The sequence below is a fragment of the Pantoea sp. EEL5 genome (assembly GCF_049892805.1).
In the GTDB taxonomy this organism is placed as follows: domain Bacteria; phylum Pseudomonadota; class Gammaproteobacteria; order Enterobacterales; family Enterobacteriaceae; genus Pantoea; species Pantoea ananatis.
The window spans coordinates 263,103-280,102 of record NZ_JBNDNJ010000004.1 but is presented as its reverse complement, the minus strand read 5'-3'; the positions used below and the strand labels follow the sequence as shown (position 1 = coordinate 280,102).

The following is a 17,000-nucleotide window of genomic DNA, read 5'->3' as shown; positions in this document are numbered from 1 at the left end:
TTAATTCATTTTTTTCACAATACCTCGTGATTCTATACTGAGCGCATTAACGATATGGGAGAAAAATGATGGCCCTGGCATTGCCGCGCCTTAACCTCGACAGGCTGCAACGGCTCAGCTTACCGCTACAGCTGGCGCTGTTTATCTCGGTATTCGTCGCCAGCGAGCAGCTGGTGAACTGGCTGCATCTGCCGCTGCCGGCCAACATTGTCGGCATGCTGCTGATGTTAATGCTGATTGCGCTACGCGTTTTACCGCTGCGCTGGGTGAAAGTCGGTGCCAGCTGGCTGCTGGCAGAGATGCTGCTGTTTTTTATCCCGGCAGTGGTGGCGGTGGTGAATTACGCTGATCTGTTGCAGATTGATGGATGGCGGATTTTTGTGGTGATTGCGGTCAGTACGCTACTGGTGCTGGCAACGACCGCCCTGGTGGTGGATCGCCTGTACCGCTTCGAGGTCGCGCGGGCCGCGCGTAAGCAGGGCGGCGACGATGCGTAATCTGTTTATCAGCCTGATGTGTGCGGCCGTCACGCTATTGATTTATTACCTGAATAAACGGCTGTATCGCCGCTGGCCAACACTGTTACTGATGCCGCTGATCATGACGCCGCTCATTCTGGTGGCGCTGCTGCTGCTGACCCATATCAGCTGGCAAAACTATATTGCGGAAAGCCACTGGCTACTGTGGCTGTTGGGCCCCGCGACGCTGGCCTTTGCGGTGCCGGTCTATGAAAATCTGGCGGTGATTAAACGCCACTGGTTATCGCTGAGTGCCGGTGTGTTAACCGCCACAACAGTCTCGGTATGCAGTTCCGTCTGGCTGGCGCGCTTACTGAATTTACCGGAAACTATTCAGCGAAGTCTGGCCGTGCGCTCCATTACTACGCCCTTTGCGCTGGCGGCGGCCAAACCCATGGGTGCGCAGCCCGATCTGGTGGCGCTGTTTGTGGTTGTGACAGGCGTATTTGGCATGGCGGTAGGGGATGTGCTGTTCCTGCGCATCGCCATCAAACAGGGCGTGGCGAAAGGGGCCGGATTCGGTGCCGCTTCGCACGGTGCCGGTACGGCACGCGCTTATCAACTGGGGCAGCAGGAAGGCGTGGTATCTAGCCTGGTGATGATGCTGTCTGGTGTAGTAACCGTCATACTGGCACCGTTCATCGGGCACCTGATGTGGGCACACTGAGCCCGGTGATGACAGGCCTGAATGCGCCTGTCATCCGCTCTTTTCCGCTTAACTTACAGCGCGTTGTCCGTTTTGGCACAAAATGACATCTCTTTTTACGTAAAGCTTTCCAAATTTAGTTGTCACCTCGTTTCAGACTGCTACCCTTGATGCGGAATTATTTGACCCATCATGGAGAGAATCATGTTTAAGCAACTTGTTACCGGAAGCGCTCTGAGCTTCATTATGCTGAGCGGCGCCGCGCAGGCCATCGAGGGCAGCGTCGATGTTGGCGAGCACAGCACCAACCTGAATGTCGGTTTGGGCACGACCTCACCAGGCCTGTTCCTGAACGGCAACTGGTTGCGTAGCGATCATGACGGCAGCACTTACGGCGCTGGCCTGGGCTACAACGTCGATTTCGGCGATCTGCGACTGGCGCCAACCGCAAAGGCGATTTTTACCCATCCTGAAGACGGGAAAGACGGATTTGCGGTGGCGCTGGGCGGCAGCGCGCAGTACAACTTCAACAGCATGTGGGGCCTGTACGGCCAGTATTATTATGCGCCGGAAGGCCTTACCGATCATCTTGACAGCTACCAGGAAGCGAGCGGCGGTGTGAGCTTTACGCCAGTCTCTCTGCTTAACCTGCGCGTGGGTTATCAGTATATCGAGCTGAATAATAAAGGCGGTCGTAAAGACAACGTCCTGGTCGATGGTCCATACGTGGGTGCATCACTGCGCTTCTGATAGTGGCCTGAGAAAAAGGGCAGGGACCTCGCGGACCCTGCCCTTTTTTTATGCCCGGGAAAAGGGATTAGTGCGCTTTGCCTTGCTCAATACCGGCACCGGTCTGGGAGCGAATAAACTGCGCCCGGAAGCGTGAACGCTCTTCTGCGCCCTGTTGCGAATGATCGGTTACCGAAAACAGCCAGGTGCCCACAAAGGCGATAGTAATAGAGAACAGGGCCGGATATTCATACGGATAGATCGGCGAAGCATGGCCCAACACCTGAACCCAGACGGTAGGGCCAAGAATCATCAGCACCACGGCGGTGATCAGCCCTAACCAGCCGCCGACCATCGCGCCGCGGGTGGTGAGTTTAGACCAGTACATGGAAAGCAGGATAATCGGAAAGTTACAGCTGGCCGCAATCGAGAACGCCAGGCCGACCATAAACGCGATGTTCTGTTTTTCAAACAGAATACCCAGGGCTATCGCCACAACACCGAGCACCAGCACCGTAATTTTCGACACTCGCAGCTCGTCGCGCTCGCTGGCCTGGCCCTTACGGTAAACGCTGGCATACAAATCGTGAGAGACCGCCGAAGCGCCCGCCAGCGTCAAGCCAGCCACCACGGCCAGAATCGTGGCGAATGCCACGGCTGAAATAAAGCCCAGGAAGGTGCTGCCGCCAACCGCATTCGCCAGGTGTACCGCCGCCATATTGGTGCCGCCGATTAACGCGCCGGAGGCATCTTTAAAGGCCGGGTTGGCACCGACCAGCAGTATGGCGCCGAAACCGATAATAAAGGTCAGAAAGTAGAAGTACCCCATAAAACCGGTGGCCCAAAATACGCTTTTACGTGCCTCTTTGGCGTCGGCAACGGTAAAGAAGCGCATCAGAATATGCGGCAATCCCGCCGTACCAAACATCAGCCCCAGCCCCAGCGACAGGGCAGAAATGGGATCTTTAACCAGCCCGCCGGGCTGCATAATGGCCGCGCCTTTCGGGTGGACAGCCATCGCTTCGGTGAACAGCGTATTAAAGCTAAATCCGGTGCTTTTCATTACCATAATGGCCATGAATGAGGCACCAAACAGCAACAGAACGGCTTTGATGATCTGAACCCAGGTCGTCGCCAGCATGCCGCCGAACAGCACGTACATCACCATCAGGATCCCCACCAGGATAACGGCGATATGATAATTGAGGCCGAACAGAAGCTGGATCAGTTTACCTGCCCCAACCATCTGAGCAATCAGATAGAGCGCAACCACCACCAGTGAACCGCAGGCTGACAGGGTGCGTATGGGTTTTTGCTTCAGGCGATACGAGGCAACATCGGCAAAGGTATAGCGCCCCAGATTACGCAGCCGTTCTGCAATCAGAAACAGAATCATCGGCCAGCCGACCAGAAAGCCCAGCGAATAGATTAAGCCGTCATAGCCCGAGGTATACACCAGCGCCGAAATACCCAGAAAAGAGGCGGCGGACATGAAGTCGCCTGCCATGGCCAGCCCATTCTGAAAGCCGGTGATATTTCCGCCTGCGGTGTAGTAATCGCTACGCGAACGCGTTCGCTTCGACGCCCAGTAAGTGATACTCAAGGTGGCGCCGACGAAAATCACAAACATGACGATCGCCTGATAGTTAACAGCCTGTTTCTGTACCGCGCCCGTAATGGCATCGGCGGCCAGAGCAGAAAATGGCAGCAGCGCTGCCAGCATCCACAGCATAAGACGTATCATGGTTTTACCTCGCTGAGGATAGCCTTCGTCAGACGATCAAACTCGCCGTTTGCGCGCCAGACGTACACGCCGGTTAGGACAAAGGAGATGACGATCAGCCCCACGCCGAGCGGAATGCCGCGTGTCACATTGGTGCCGGCATGAAGAGGCGTGCCCAGCCAGCCAGGGGCAAAAGCAATAAGCAGAATAAAGCCGACATACAGCACCAGCATAATTAACGACAGCAGCAGGGCAAAGGACTGGCGCTTGTGTACCAATTCCTGAAAGCGAGGATTACGTTCAATTTGTTGGTAGATCCTTTCCTGTTCGGGCAGGGCATCATTCATCACATTATCTCCAGAAGCATGCAGGCGTGGACCTCACGCAAAAGCGTGAATGAGTTATATTTTTGTGACTACAGAAACACACTACGTAGGGAAGTGGTGGCGGAAAGCCTGATGCTTTCCGCCGGGTTGTTACGGCATGGTGATGGACTGTTTCTCTTCAAGCAGTTTCTCAACGACGCCAGGATCGGCCAGCGTTGACGTATCGCCTAAATTACTGGTATCACCCGCGGCGATTTTCCGCAGGATACGGCGCATGATTTTACCGGAGCGGGTTTTTGGCAGAGAGTCGGTCCAGTGCAGCACATCGGGCGTGGCGATCGGGCCAATTTCTTTGCGTACCCAGTTACGCACGTCGGTGTAAAGCTCTGGTGAGGGCTCCTCGCCGTGATTCAGGGTGATATAGGCGTAAATCGCCTGGCCCTTAATGCTGTGCGGGATCCCCACCACAGCGGCTTCGGCAATTTTAGGGTGGGAAACCAGGGCCGATTCGATTTCTGCCGTGCCCAGACGGTGCCCTGACACATTCAGCACATCATCCACGCGGCCGGTGATCCAGTAATAACCGTCCTCATCCCGTCGCGCGCCGTCACCGCTAAAGTAGGCATTTTTGAAGGTAGAGAAATAGGTTTGTTCGAAACGGTCGTGATCCCCGAACAGCGTTCGGGCCTGGCCAGGCCAGGAGTCAGTGATAACCAGGTTACCTTCGCAGGCTCCTTCCTGAGGATGCCCCTCATTATCGACCAGCGCGGGCTGTACGCCAAAGAAAGGCGTGGTCGCAGAACCGGCCTTAAGCCGCGTTGCGCCGGGTAGCGGGGTGATCATAAACCCCCCGGTTTCGGTCTGCCACCAGGTATCCACTATTGGACACTGGCTGTTGCCGATTTTTTTGTGATACCACTCCCAGGCTTCCGGATTAATCGGCTCACCGACCGAACCCATAATACGCAGGCTGCTACGGTCGGTGCCTTCAATCGCCTTGTCCCCTTCGGCCATCAGCGCGCGGATAGCCGTGGGCGCGGTGTAGAGCAGGGTGACTTTATGCTTATCCACCACCTGCGCCATGCGGGCGGACGTCGGCCAGTTGGGCACGCCTTCAAACATCAGCGTCGTGGCACCGCAGGCCAGCGGGCCATACAGCAGATAGCTGTGGCCGGTAACCCAGCCTACGTCAGCCGTACACCAGTAGATATCGTCCTGATGGTAGTCAAAAACAAACTTAAAGGTGGTCGCAGCGTAAACCAGATAGCCGCCGGTCGTATGCAGCACGCCTTTCGGCTTGCCGGTTGAACCTGAGGTATACAGGATAAACAGCGGATCTTCTGCCTGCATTTCTGCCGCAGAGTGGTTGGTACTGGCGTTCTGCATCAGCTCGTGCCAGTGCCTGTCACGTCCTTCAACCCAACCGACGTCTTTGCCGGTACGTTGAAAGACCACGACGTTTTTCACGCTGTTTACGTTGGGATTTTTTAACGCATCATCCACATTTTTTTTCAGTGGGATCGTACGCCCCGCGCGCACGCCTTCATCGGCTGTCACAATTAAGGCTGCACTGGAGTCGATCACACGACCTGCCACCGCTTCCGGTGAAAAGCCGCCAAAAATAACCGAATGCACGGCGCCAATGCGCGCGCAGGCCAGCATGGCGACCGCGGCTTCCGGCACCATTGGCATATAAATCGCGACGACATCGCCTTTTTTAACCCCGAGCAGCTCCAGCACGTTGGCAAAGCGACAGACATCGGCGTGAAGCTGACGAAAGGTTATTGTTTTGCTTTCGTTGGCATCATCACCTTCCCAGATGATGGCAGGATGATCGCCCCGGGTTGCCAGGTGACGATCCAGGCAGTTCGCCGCCAGATTGAGCGTGCCGTCCTCATACCAACGAATGGAAATATTGCCAGGCGCAAAAGACGTGTTTTTAACTTTGCTGTAAGGCTTTATCCAGTCAAGGATTTTACCTTGCTCCCCCCAGAATGTTTCTGGATCGGTAACCGATTGCTGGTACATCGCCTGATACTGTTCGGCAGTAATCAGCGCGTTTGCTGCAATATTTTCTGGAACAGGATAGATATGATGTTGGCTCATGGCGAATCTCCTTGAAGATGTTAATCATATGTCAATCAATGGTTAAGTGAAGCCCGACAACCGGTTTTGTTTCTTTTTTGCGCCATAGATCACGCGTTAACCTTGCTGACATAAAAACGTCGTGAATTGGATAAAATCACCCTAACTCCCTGCAAAAAATGGGGATTTAAGTTGCAACATTTTGTGAAGGGCTCTGGTTAAAAAAACAGCGAACGAACCGCGCAGACATTGAGCATTGCCTGAATAGCTATGCGAAAACTTATCGAAGGTTTACTTTTCATAACAGCAGGTTAGGGATTTGCGCCTGTGCCAGCATTTTATGCTTAAGAGATGGTGAAGTTTTAATCGAAGCCTCCAAGGGTTGCATTTACCACAGTGAAAATGGTACTTATCTCGCCCCTGATCATCAGGTATCAACTCAGACCGCGTCTGAAAATGGGTATGGAAATCATCGCATTTCAATGCGGGACGCCGTCTATAAACACCCTCTAATTTACCGGGCTTTTTGCTCACTTCCCTGTGTGTATTGTCTTCTGCACCTTCGCAGTAGAGAGAAACGGGTTTTGACTGAGGAAATTACGCGTTATGAAAGGTTTTAAAATCAGCCTTGCCTGGCAGATTCTGATCGCACTTGTGCTTGGCATCATCGTGGGTGCCGTGTTGCATAATCAGCCAGAAGATCGTGAATGGTTAGTCAATAATATTCTCAGCCCGGCGGGCGATATCTTTATTCATCTGATTAAGATGATTGTCGTGCCCATCGTGATTTCATCCTTGATTGTCGGCATTGCGGGTGTCGGGGATGCGAAAAAGCTGGGACGCATTGGTCTCAAAACCATTTTGTACTTTGAAGTGATTACCACCGTTGCCATTGTTGTTGGTATTACCCTGGCCAACGTGTTTAAGCCCGGCACCGGCATTGATATGTCTACGCTGGCAACGGTGGACATCTCTAAATATGAAGCCACAACCGCTCAGGTGCAGGAAGGCACCCACAGTCTGGTGGCGACCATCCTGTCGCTGATCCCGCAGAACATCTTTGCCTCAATGGCGAAGGGTGAAATGCTGCCGATTATCTTTTTCTCGGTACTTTTTGGGCTGGGACTGTCCGCTCTACCGTCAGAACAGCGCGATCCGCTGGTCAATCTGTTCCGTGGCGTATCAGAAACCATGTTTAAAGTGACGCATATGATTATGCGTTACGCGCCAGTGGGCGTGTTTGCGTTGATCGCCGTGACGATTGCTAACTTTGGCTTCGCGTCGCTGTGGCCGCTCGCGAAGTTGGTGCTGCTGGTATATGTGGCGATCCTCTTCTTTGCCTTTGTGGTGCTGGGAGCGGTCGCGCGTTTCTGCAAGCTACGCATTACGACGCTGATGCGCATTTTAAAAGATGAGCTGATCCTGTCTTACTCAACGTCCAGTTCAGAAACCGTGCTGCCGCGCATCATGGAGAAAATGGAAGCCTATGGCGCGCCCAAAGCGATTACCAGCTTTGTCGTTCCGACCGGCTATTCGTTTAACCTGGATGGATCAACGCTGTATCAGAGCATCGCCGCCATCTTTATTGCTCAGCTGTATGGCATTGATCTGTCGCTGACGGACGAAATTATTCTGGTGCTGACGCTGATGGTCACCTCCAAAGGCATTGCGGGCGTGCCCGGCGTATCCTTTGTTGTGCTGTTGGCAACGCTCGGCAGCGTGGGTATTCCGCTGGAAGGGCTGGCGTTTATTGCGGGCGTGGACCGCATTATGGATATGGCCCGCACCGCGCTCAACGTGGTGGGTAATGCTCTGGCAGTGCTGGTCATTGCGCGCTGGGAAAACCAGTTCGATACAGAACAGGCTAAAGCGTACGAATTACAGTTACGGACGCAAACCGCCAGTTAACAGCGGGTTAGCAAGACAAAGGCTCAACGGTGGTTGGGCCTTTTTTTTACCCCGTTTTTATCACCGCAGAAAAAAACGTGGGCAGAGGATGAATTATTCATTCGTTGTGTTAAAAATATCCAGAATAAATTATTCCTGTGGAGGACGAGTGTGAAAATCGATCTCAGTCAGATGATCACGGAAGGGCGCAATCCGGCCAGCCAGCATATTGATGAAATGAGCACAGAGGCGATGCTGCGGGTCATCAACGAGGAAGACAAAAAAGTCGCTCTGGCCGTGGAGGCGATCGTGCCGGAGATTGCGCGCGCGGTGGAGGCGATCTGCGCGGCGTTCAGCGCAGGGGGACGTCTGATTTACTGCGGTGCCGGGACATCCGGCCGTTTAGGTATTCTTGATGCAAGTGAATGCCCACCAACCTTCGGAACGCCACGTGACCAGGTTATTGGCCTGATTGCTGGGGGCCATCAGGCCATCTTGCAGGCGGTAGAAAACGCAGAAGACAATGTGGAACAGGGCGCTCAGGATCTGAAGGCTATTCACTTTAGCCGCCACGACGTGCTGGTCGGCATCGCTGCCAGTGGACGGACGCCCTACGTATTGGGGGCGCTGGACTATGCCCGGCAGTGCGGTGCCTCCACGATAGCGCTGACCTGTAATCCACACAGCAAAATGGCTCAGGTCGCCGATATCGCCCTGACGCCAGTAGTGGGGCCTGAAGTGGTGACGGGATCATCACGCATGAAAGCCGGAACCGCACAGAAGCTGGTGCTGAATATGCTCACCACCGGAGCGATGATTCGTAGCGGTAAGGTTTACGGCAACCTGATGGTGGATGTTGAAGCCACTAACCAAAAGCTGGTGCAGCGGCAGGTTAACATTGTTATGCAGGCCACTGACTGTGATGAAGCCAGCGCCCGCTCGTCGCTGTCAGCCTGTGGCGGACACTGTAAAACCGCCATCCTCATGGTGTTGGCAGGATTAAATGCCGATGAGGCGATCGCGCTGCTCGCTAAGCACCAGGGCTTTATCCGCAAAGCATTACAGGATTCGGGAGCGCGCTAATGGCAAAAATGACCGATGCACTTCTGCACGATATCGTGCAGGCAGTGGGCGGCGCGGCGAACATCGTCGTATGCGGCAACTGTATGACGCGTTTACGACTGACGCTGAGACACAATCAGGCCGATATTGCCCGGCTGAAACGCCTGCCCGGCGTGCTGGGCGTCATCGACAGCGATGATCAGTTGCAGATAGTGCTCGGTCCTGGTAAGGCACAGACGGCGGCAGAACGGATGCAGGCCATCCTGGCGCAGGCGCAGGGCGATGCCGCGGTATTGCACCAGGTAGCGGCAGAACAGAAACAGCAGATAAAAGCCAGGCAGACTGGCGCGCTGCAGCAGTTCCTGGCACGCTTCGCCACCATTTTTACGCCGCTCATTCCGGGTTTTATTGCCGCAGGTTTACTGCTGGGGTTTGCCACCCTGATTGAGCAAAGCCTGCACCTGAGCACGCCTGGCGGTCATCCAGGCTGGCTGATTCAGGGCGTGGCCTATATGAAAGTGTTCGGCAAAGGGCTGTTTACCTTCCTCAGCATTCTGATTGGCTACAACGCGCAAAAAGCCTTTGGCGGCACGGGCGTAAACGGGGCCATCATCGCCTCGCTGTTTATTCTGGGCTACGTGCCGGATGCCAAAGTCGGCTATTACAGCGGTATGGACAGCTTTTTTGGTCTGGCTATCGATCCGCGCGGTAATATCATCGGGGTGCTGCTGGCGGCCATGTTTGGTGGCTGGCTGGAAAGGCAGCTGCGCACGATCATTCCAGACAATCTGGATATGATTCTCACCTCGCTGCTGACCTTATTGATCACGGGCGCGCTGACATACCTGCTGATTATGCCGGTCGGCGGCGAGCTGTTTAAGGGCATGTCATGGCTCTTTATCCACCTTAATAACAACCCGTTTGGCTGTGCGCTACTGGCCGGACTGTTCCTGATCGCCGTCATGTTTGGCATTCATCAGGGATTTATCCCGGTCTATTTTGCCCTGATGGAAACCCAGGGATTTAACTCACTGTTTCCGATTCTCGCCATGGCGGGTGCCGGTCAGGTCGGTGCCTCGCTGGCGCTCTGGTGCAAAGCGGAAAAGGGCGCGCTGCTGCGTGCCCAGATAAAAGGCGCTATCGTGCCAGGGTTACTGGGCGTGGGGGAACCGCTTATCTACGGAGTAACGCTGCCGCGCCTCAAACCTTTTATTACCGCCTGCTGTGGCGGTGCGGTCGGCGGGTTCTTTATTGGCTTAGTGGCATGGCTGGGGCTGCCGGTAGGCATGAATACCGTATTTGGTCCGTCTGGACTGGTCACGCTGCCGCTGATGACGTCGCATCAGGGGATTTTTGCCGGCATGGCTGTCTATCTGGGGGGATTGATTGTCGCATGGGTTAGCGGCTTTTTACTGACGTGGTGGTTCGGCACCCGCAATGTCGACCTGCGCTGAATTGATAAATAAAACACGAAGAAAGCCTGTTAAGCAGGTCTGTAAAAAAATAAGGATGGGGAATCTGTTGCATCAAAACGTCCCTAACACTGTCTCGGGCTTACCAGTCTGCGTACTCAACCCGCTACGTTCGCAATGAATGATCGCGGTATAAATACCAAAAGCCGCCCTAAAGCGGCTTTTTAAATGCAACAAATTTGCGCGTAGCACTAAAGAGTCATTACGCAAGTGCCGAAAACATAAAAAAAGGTAATCTTTACCTTTTAACACTCACTCATTAACACTTCTGGTGTAAGTCTGACTGGTACGAGCAAGGACTCCTATGCGCAATAACCAACCTGTTTCCCAGCGTGAATATGTCTATGACGATCATGCCACACTGATGTCAACGACCGACCTGAATAGCTATATCACCTATGCCAACGACGCCTTTATTGAGGCCAGTGGTTTTACCTCTGATGAGGTAAAAGGGCAGCCGCACAATATGGTGCGCCATCCGGATATGCCACCAGAAGCCTTTGCAGATATGTGGGCCACCTTAAAACAGGGTGAACCCTGGACCGCGCTGGTTAAAAACCGGCGTAAAAACGGAGACCATTACTGGGTGCGGGCGAATGCCATTCCGGTGGTGCGTGACGGCAAGGTCCAGGGCTATATGTCCGTTCGCACCAAGCCCTCAGCGCAGGAGGTTAAACAGTGTGAAGCGCTGTATCGCGATTTCCGCGAAGGACGCGCAAGGGGCCGCCAGTTTCACAAAGGGCTGATTATACGCAGCGGCTGGCGTCGTCTTGGATCGATATTAAAAACGTTGCCGCTCCGCTGGCGCATTCGCACTGCGTTACTGGCTGTCTTGCCGCTGTCGGTTGCGGGCGTCTGGGCATTGGGCGTTGCGCCACTGGCGCTGGCGGGCTTTACGGGCGGTATGGCCTGCCTGCTGTTGCTGGCCAGCCTGTGGCTCGAACAGCAGATCTCGCGTCCCATCGAGCGCATGTGCAGGCAGGCGCTGCGTGTGGCAACCGGTGCCAGCCATCAGGTTGAGCAGATGGATCGCATCGACGAGGTAGGACTGACGCTACGCGCCATTGGACAGCTGGGGCTGATGTTCCGCTGGTTAGTCGATGATGTCAGTGGCCAGGCCATTAATGTGCTGAGTGCCAGTGATGCGATTGCCCGTAGCAATAATGAACTGAGTCGTCGCACCGAGCAGGCGGCGGCCAACGTACAGCAAACGGCCGCGACCATGAACGAAATGACTGCAACGGTAAAAAGTAATACGCAGACCGCACAGGAAGTGAGTTCGCTCTCTGTTAACACCAGTGAAGCGGCAAGCAAGGGCGGCGAGGTCATGAAGGAGATGATGGGAATGATGGCAGAAATCGCTGACAGCTCACAGCGCATTGCCAGTATCACCAGCGTTATCGACAGCATTGCTTTCCAGACCAACATTTTGGCGCTGAACGCGGCGGTAGAGGCGGCCAGAGCGGGTGAACAGGGGAAAGGGTTCGCCGTGGTGGCCGGTGAGGTGCGGAGCCTGGCACAGCGCAGCGCAAAAGCCGCCAGCGAGATTAAAGCGCTGGTTGAAACCAGCGCCAGCCGGGTCAATTCGGGTAACGAGCATGCGGGTGCCGCAGGCCATACCATGCAGGACATTGTGCAGCAGGTCCAGAACGTGACGTCACTGATCGGCCAAATCAGCGCCGCGACAGCAGAACAGTCCACCGCGTTGAGTGAAGTGAGCACGGCGGTGGAAGATCTGGACGATATTACCCATCAAAACGCCGCCCGCGTTCAGGAAAGCGCAGAAGCCTCAGGGCGCATGACGCATCAGGCTAACCGGCTGGTTGAAGCGATCAGCGTGTTTCGCTAAGACGCGACCGCCTGCGTGCCCGCATAGCCGGCACGCAGCGCACCGGGTGACTGGCCGATTATTCGTTTAAAGGCCCGGCTAAAAGCGGCCAGTGAACCATAGCCCAAATCGAAAGCGACCGTTTCCAGCGCCTCACCATGGTCGGCGATGCGTTTAACCGCCAGTCGCATGCGCAATTCGGTCAGGTAGCGCAGCGGCGTCATACCGGTGGCATGAAGAAAGCGTTCGGCAAATACCGAGCGTGAGCTACCGGCTTCGCGCGCTAAACGTTCTACCGTCCAGTTCTCGCCCGGAGAACGGTGCATGGCGGCAATGGCCTCACTCAGGCGCGGATCGCGCATCGCTTGCACCAGCCCGCTACTTTGCCCACAGCCATTTTCTACCCAGCCACGCACCACCAGGGCCGCAACCACATCCGCCAGACGCGAAAGAATCCCGGCGTGACCCGCGTGTCGGGTACGTGATTCACGCTCCATCGCCTCCAGCATTGGGCGAATCTCCGGGTAGTGTGACAGCAGCGTACTGACCAGCATGACGTCCGGCATCGTGTTGATCAGCGGCTGCATGCCGCCCAGTTCAAATGCCATGCTGGCGCTGAATAACAGGACGCTGTGGTCATCTTCACAGGCATCAGCCGGTGCCGTAATGGCACAGATACTGTCACAGATCGGTTTGCTCGCCATCGCGTCAATGCACTGACAGTCGGCATCCTCACTGGAGAGCAGGCTGTGCGGCTTACCGTGAGGGATCAGCAGGGCATCGCCACTGTTCAGCGTGAAAAGCGCGCCGGATGCGCCACGCACCAGCAGCGTACCGCGCCCGACAAAATGAAACTGGGCCCGTCCCGGAGAATCATTAAAGCGCAGGCCAAAAGGGGCGCTGACGGCAATGCGCTGGTAGTTAACGCCATACAGGCGCATGCCCATTAGCAACTCACTGGTCAACTCATCGTAACGGCTCATCACAGAAATCCAGACGAATTATCAAAAATGACGGTGTAACCATCATAGATCGTCTTGCTCATCCCCTCTATGCTCAGCACTACTTTTTTTTCCGGAGAAGCAACATGAGTCTCAACACTGAAGTGGCTGATGAGGTTTCCATACCCACTCAGCCAGCGTGGGGCGCCGTCTTTGCGATGTCGTTTGGCGTATTTAGCCTGATTACCGCCGAGTTTTTACCTATTAGTTTGCTGACGCCGATAGCGCGCAGCCTGAACGTTTCGGAAGGTCTGGCGGGACAGACAGTGACCGTCACGGCCCTGATTGCGCTTCTCACCAGTCTGACGGTAGGCAGCCTGGTCCGACGCATCGATCGCCGGGTGGTGATGCTGGCCTTCTCATTACTGCTCATCGTTTCCGCATTGATGGTGGCACTGGCCGCCAATCTGACCGTCATTTTGCTGGCGCGCGTCCTGCTGGGGGTGGCCATTGGTGGCTTCTGGACGTTGTCTACCGCTATTACCATGCGGCTGGTGCCCGCCGATCAGGTCCCTCGCGCACTCTCCATCGTGTTTAGTGGTATCTCACTGGCGACCATTATTGCGACCCCGCTGGGCAGTTATCTGGGCGGGCTGGTAGGCTGGCGAGCGATCTTCCTGTTTACGGCGGGCCTGGGCGCGACTTCCCTGCTCTGGCAGTTTTTCACCCTTCCCGCCATGCCTGCCGAAGGCAACGCGCGCAGCGGCGGTGTGCTGGCGTTGTTACGGATAAATGTCATGCGCTGGGGAATGCTGGCGGTGATCATGATGTTTACTGCCCACTTTGCTTTTTTCACCTATCTGCGACCGTTTCTGGAAAGCGTGGCGCGGCTTGACCTCAGCCAGCTGTCTCTGGTGCTGCTGGCATTTGGCATCGCTAACTTTGTGGGTACGTATCTGGCCGGTTATCTGGTGACACGTAGCGTATCACTGACGCTGAGCGGAATGGCCCTGCTGATGGGCGCGACGGCCCTGATGCTGGTGAGTTTTGGCCATACTGGCTGGCTGGTTGCAGGCGGTGTCGCGATCTGGGGCCTGGCGTTTGGTTCGATGCCGACGGGCTGGTCCACGTGGATTTCTCGTGCAGTGCCAGACGATGCTGAATCGGGCGGTGGGTTACTGGTGGCAACCATTCAGTTAGCGATTACGGTGGGCGCGGCGGCGGGAGGCTGGATGTTTGACTTACGCGGTGCAGGCGGCGTTTTCCTTGCCAGTAGCGCGCTGATGCTGGTGGCGGCAGTAACGATCTTTTCCCGCGTCAGGCATCACGGTTAATGAGACTCATGGCAGCGATATATGCTGCCTTTTTATTGCGGTCTGGTTTTTTAACCTTTTGTGTTTTAACAGGGCTAAACGTGCTTTTCAATTTCAGTTTTATTGAACAACTTAAGCAAAACCCTCTGCTTTTTTCTGATCAATATTCGGCCTATTATGTTTTCACACAAGGCAAAACGCCTTAAATAAACTGAAAATGACCGAGGAAATTATCATGAAAACTATCAAAACTTTTGCTGCTGTTATCGCCCTTGCCGTTCTTCCTGTTGCAGGCTTCGCGCAAACTGTGACAGCGACCGGTTCTACTCTGGACAGCACCGAAGCGAAAATTGCTGCGCAGGCGCAAGAAGCTGGTGCTTCCTATAAAATCACCGAAGCTAACACCAATAACGGCGTGCACATGACCGCTGAACTGCTGAAATAATGCTTGAAGTTGTGTGCTGACAGGACGCCTAAGGGCGTCCTGGCGGCGTTTGTGGATGCCCGCCGTTTCATCTTTTCCCTTCCAGGTTCCCCATCAGACTCCTTTGTTATTCGCCACTAAGCCTGTCAGCTGTGCAGACGCTTGCCTGATTTTTGGGCGCGATAACGTGCAGGCTTCTCCGCTGCGGCCGCGATTTCACGCGAAAGACGATTTGCTGCCATTAATAGCCAGGTGCAAGACAGGCTGGCCTCGGACGATCCCTGATGCAGCAAGACGGTAAGACCACGTAAGCCTGGTCGGACGACAGCCGATGGCAAAGTCCATCACGGGCTAAGGGAAGCAGAGCCTGGGCAGAAGGGGAAGACGTAAACCGCATCAGTAACCGGTTTACCGGTCTGCTGCGCTCAGCAAGTCGCCAGGTTCTGCTTGTCAGTCTGGATTGCGTGAAGCGCGGCCAACAATCCTGGCAGGCACCGACTCATGACTCTGGATTCGCGATAATTTGCCTGCGGCATGAGGCTGCCGCAGGCGAAGAGCCTGGTTATGACACGTCTTCAGAGGCGTCACGCATCATCTCACCGTGCGGCACGTCATCCAGAATCTGCTCAAAGCTGCGCAGACGTTTATAGATAGACATCAGCTCAACCAGCGTCGACCATGAGGTGATCAGGTACTGGAACGAGCTGCGGACCTGATCGAAAACGTTGGTTATCTGGTTAAGCAAACCCAGCGTTATCGTTCCGGCGACAATGGACGGGAACAACAGAAACAGTCCAAAGACGTTATCGACCTGAAGATAAAGAATGCGGCTGATGTTGAAGTAGAGATAGTGAAAATACAGACGGAAATAGTTAACCCGCACGTTGTTGAACAGCACTTTTACCGTGGGTGGTGTGGCACGGTCGGCGTTGTCTTCGCCGTAAACCAGCTCTTTACGATAAGCAGCTTCAACCCGTTGATTACGAAATTCGAGACCGGGGAGCTTAATCCCGACCAGCGCCAGCAGACCGGTACCGAACAGCGACCAGAGAACCGCAGCAATCACCAGCGCGTAAGGGAGATTCCCCAGAATCGGAATGTTTTCGACATGATGTGACAGGGCGATCAACACCGGCAGAAACGCCACCAGGGTCATAATGGCCTGGATAAAGTTCACGCCCCAGCTTTCCAGCGTTGTGGCAAAACGCATGGTATCTTCCTGCACACGCTGAGCCGCGCCTTCAACGTGGCGTAAGCGCTGCCAGTGGTGCATATAATAATTGTTCATTGCGGTACGCCAGCGGAATACCCAATGGCTGATGAAAAAAGCATTCATCACGCCAATAACGACCGCAATTAAGGCAATGCCCAAAAAGGCCATCACCTGAGCATAAAATTCGTTGATTTGAACCGAGCCGGCTTTCGTCAGCGCTTTTTGGATCAAATCATAAAAAGGGCCATACCAGGCGTTTACGGCAACGCCAACCTGCACACCAAACCAGGTGACAAAAATAATCAGTGCCGAACCCCATACCGACCAACGTTGCCAAGGATGGTTGTCAGTTAGTCGCCAGGCTATCGCGAAAATTGCCACCATCAGCCAGTAATAGGCATAAAACCACAACTCACCCGGCGCAATAAACCGCATTACCGTCGTGGGCAAGGGCTGCTTGATGGCGGCCTGAAAAGCAGGCCAAAAATGGGCCGGTAAATCGCTGGCAAAGCCAAACCAGCCAAAAATCGCCAGTAAACTCCAAAGGGCGGCCGAGCTGAAAAACAGTCCCGGTCGCGGGAAGAAAGACTTAAACATAGGTACTCCGCTGTTGTGTAATCGCTTTTATAACGTTTAAACGGCTATCTGTCTGTAGCCTGTTGTTTCTGAACATGACATCGACAAAATATATGTTAATGAAATTGTGCTTTTTTGTTTCCTTAAACTAAATGTTTATTGGCAATGGTGTTACACTTATATTCACTGTTACCGGTAACAGTTCGTTGTACCCGAAATCCGCAGATAAAAACCACTACAACGCACTCACTTCTCTT

General features: G+C 54.5%; 14 protein-coding genes. 9 read left to right on the top strand and 5 right to left on the bottom strand.

All coding sequences use genetic code 11. From position 1 onward, the window contains the following. The first annotated feature begins 65 nt into the window (after positions 1-65). The 3 genes from ACPXSQ_RS17080 to ACPXSQ_RS17070 all read left to right on the top strand — a co-directional run bounded on the left by ACPXSQ_RS17080 (position 66) and on the right by ACPXSQ_RS17070 (position 1,914). Positions 66-497 carry a CidA/LrgA family protein gene (locus tag ACPXSQ_RS17080; protein ID WP_015701251.1) on the top strand — a complete coding sequence of 144 codons (432 nt, stop codon included), beginning with the start codon at positions 66-68 and terminating at the stop codon, positions 495-497. Beyond that, positions 490-1,185 carry an LrgB family protein gene (locus tag ACPXSQ_RS17075; RefSeq protein ID WP_019105652.1) on the top strand — a complete coding sequence of 232 codons (696 nt, stop codon included), beginning with the start codon at positions 490-492 and terminating at the stop codon, positions 1,183-1,185. The genes ACPXSQ_RS17080 and ACPXSQ_RS17075 overlap by 8 nt, the downstream gene beginning before the upstream one ends. A 183-nt stretch (positions 1,186-1,368) precedes the next feature. Further along, entirely contained in the window at positions 1,369-1,914 is a 546-nt protein-coding gene (locus tag ACPXSQ_RS17070) for a YfaZ family outer membrane protein (RefSeq protein WP_014606929.1), read from the top strand. Between the two features lie 67 nt (positions 1,915-1,981). Here ACPXSQ_RS17070 and actP read toward each other — a convergent pair whose 3' ends face one another. The 3 genes from actP to acs form a co-directional block, all read right to left on the bottom strand. Then, complete coding sequence (gene actP / locus ACPXSQ_RS17065; RefSeq protein ID WP_013024190.1) at positions 1,982-3,637, bottom strand: cation/acetate symporter ActP; 1,656 nt, start codon at positions 3,635-3,637, stop codon at positions 1,982-1,984. Then, a complete protein-coding gene (locus ACPXSQ_RS17060; RefSeq protein WP_014606928.1) occupies positions 3,634-3,963 on the bottom strand; it encodes a DUF485 domain-containing protein in 330 nt (109 codons plus the stop codon). The genes actP and ACPXSQ_RS17060 overlap by 4 nt, the downstream gene beginning before the upstream one ends. Before the next feature lie 129 nt (positions 3,964-4,092). Next, positions 4,093-6,048 carry an acetate--CoA ligase gene (gene acs, locus ACPXSQ_RS17055; RefSeq protein WP_014595075.1) on the bottom strand — a complete coding sequence of 652 codons (1,956 nt, stop codon included), beginning with the start codon at positions 6,046-6,048 and terminating at the stop codon, positions 4,093-4,095. Between the two features lie 585 nt (positions 6,049-6,633). On the opposite strand from acs, the gene gltP reads away from it, so the two are divergent. The 4 genes from gltP to ACPXSQ_RS17035 all read left to right on the top strand — a co-directional run bounded on the left by gltP (position 6,634) and on the right by ACPXSQ_RS17035 (position 12,297). Continuing rightward, the gene (gene gltP / locus ACPXSQ_RS17050; protein WP_014595076.1) at positions 6,634-7,935 is read left to right on the top strand and encodes a glutamate/aspartate:proton symporter GltP; all 1,302 of its coding nucleotides are present in this window, start codon (positions 6,634-6,636) and stop codon (positions 7,933-7,935) included. Positions 7,936-8,085: 150 nt separating this feature from the next. Beyond that, positions 8,086-8,997: an N-acetylmuramic acid 6-phosphate etherase gene (gene murQ, locus ACPXSQ_RS17045; protein WP_105087765.1), complete on the top strand. Its 912-nt coding sequence runs from the start codon at positions 8,086-8,088 to the stop codon at positions 8,995-8,997. Beyond that, the gene (gene murP / locus ACPXSQ_RS17040) at positions 8,997-10,430 is read left to right on the top strand and encodes a PTS N-acetylmuramic acid transporter subunit IIBC (protein ID WP_072137747.1); all 1,434 of its coding nucleotides are present in this window, start codon (positions 8,997-8,999) and stop codon (positions 10,428-10,430) included. The genes murQ and murP overlap by 1 nt, the downstream gene beginning before the upstream one ends. Positions 10,431-10,752: 322 nt before the next feature. Further along, positions 10,753-12,297: a methyl-accepting chemotaxis protein gene (locus tag ACPXSQ_RS17035; protein WP_013024196.1), complete on the top strand. Its 1,545-nt coding sequence runs from the start codon at positions 10,753-10,755 to the stop codon at positions 12,295-12,297. On the opposite strand, the gene ACPXSQ_RS17030 is transcribed toward ACPXSQ_RS17035, so the two are convergent. Then, complete coding sequence (locus ACPXSQ_RS17030) at positions 12,294-13,259, bottom strand: AraC family transcriptional regulator (protein WP_014606924.1); 966 nt, start codon at positions 13,257-13,259, stop codon at positions 12,294-12,296. The two genes, ACPXSQ_RS17035 and ACPXSQ_RS17030, sit on opposite strands and share 4 nt — an antisense overlap. Before the next feature lie 104 nt (positions 13,260-13,363). Between ACPXSQ_RS17030 and ACPXSQ_RS17025 the strand changes: the two genes are divergently transcribed. Both ACPXSQ_RS17025 and ACPXSQ_RS17020 read left to right on the top strand, forming a co-directional pair. Then, positions 13,364-14,551 carry an MFS transporter gene (locus tag ACPXSQ_RS17025; protein WP_013024197.1) on the top strand — a complete coding sequence of 396 codons (1,188 nt, stop codon included), beginning with the start codon at positions 13,364-13,366 and terminating at the stop codon, positions 14,549-14,551. A 214-nt stretch (positions 14,552-14,765) separates the two neighbouring features. Beyond that, positions 14,766-14,975 (top strand): DUF1471 domain-containing protein, encoded by a 210-nt coding sequence (locus tag ACPXSQ_RS17020; protein ID WP_014606922.1) that lies wholly within the window; start codon positions 14,766-14,768, stop codon positions 14,973-14,975. Positions 14,976-15,516: 541 nt separating this feature from the next. Here ACPXSQ_RS17020 and sbmA read toward each other — a convergent pair. After that, entirely contained in the window at positions 15,517-16,764 is a 1,248-nt protein-coding gene (gene sbmA, locus ACPXSQ_RS17015; RefSeq protein ID WP_014595081.1) for a peptide antibiotic transporter SbmA, read from the bottom strand. Between the last annotated feature and the right edge of the window lie 236 nt (positions 16,765-17,000).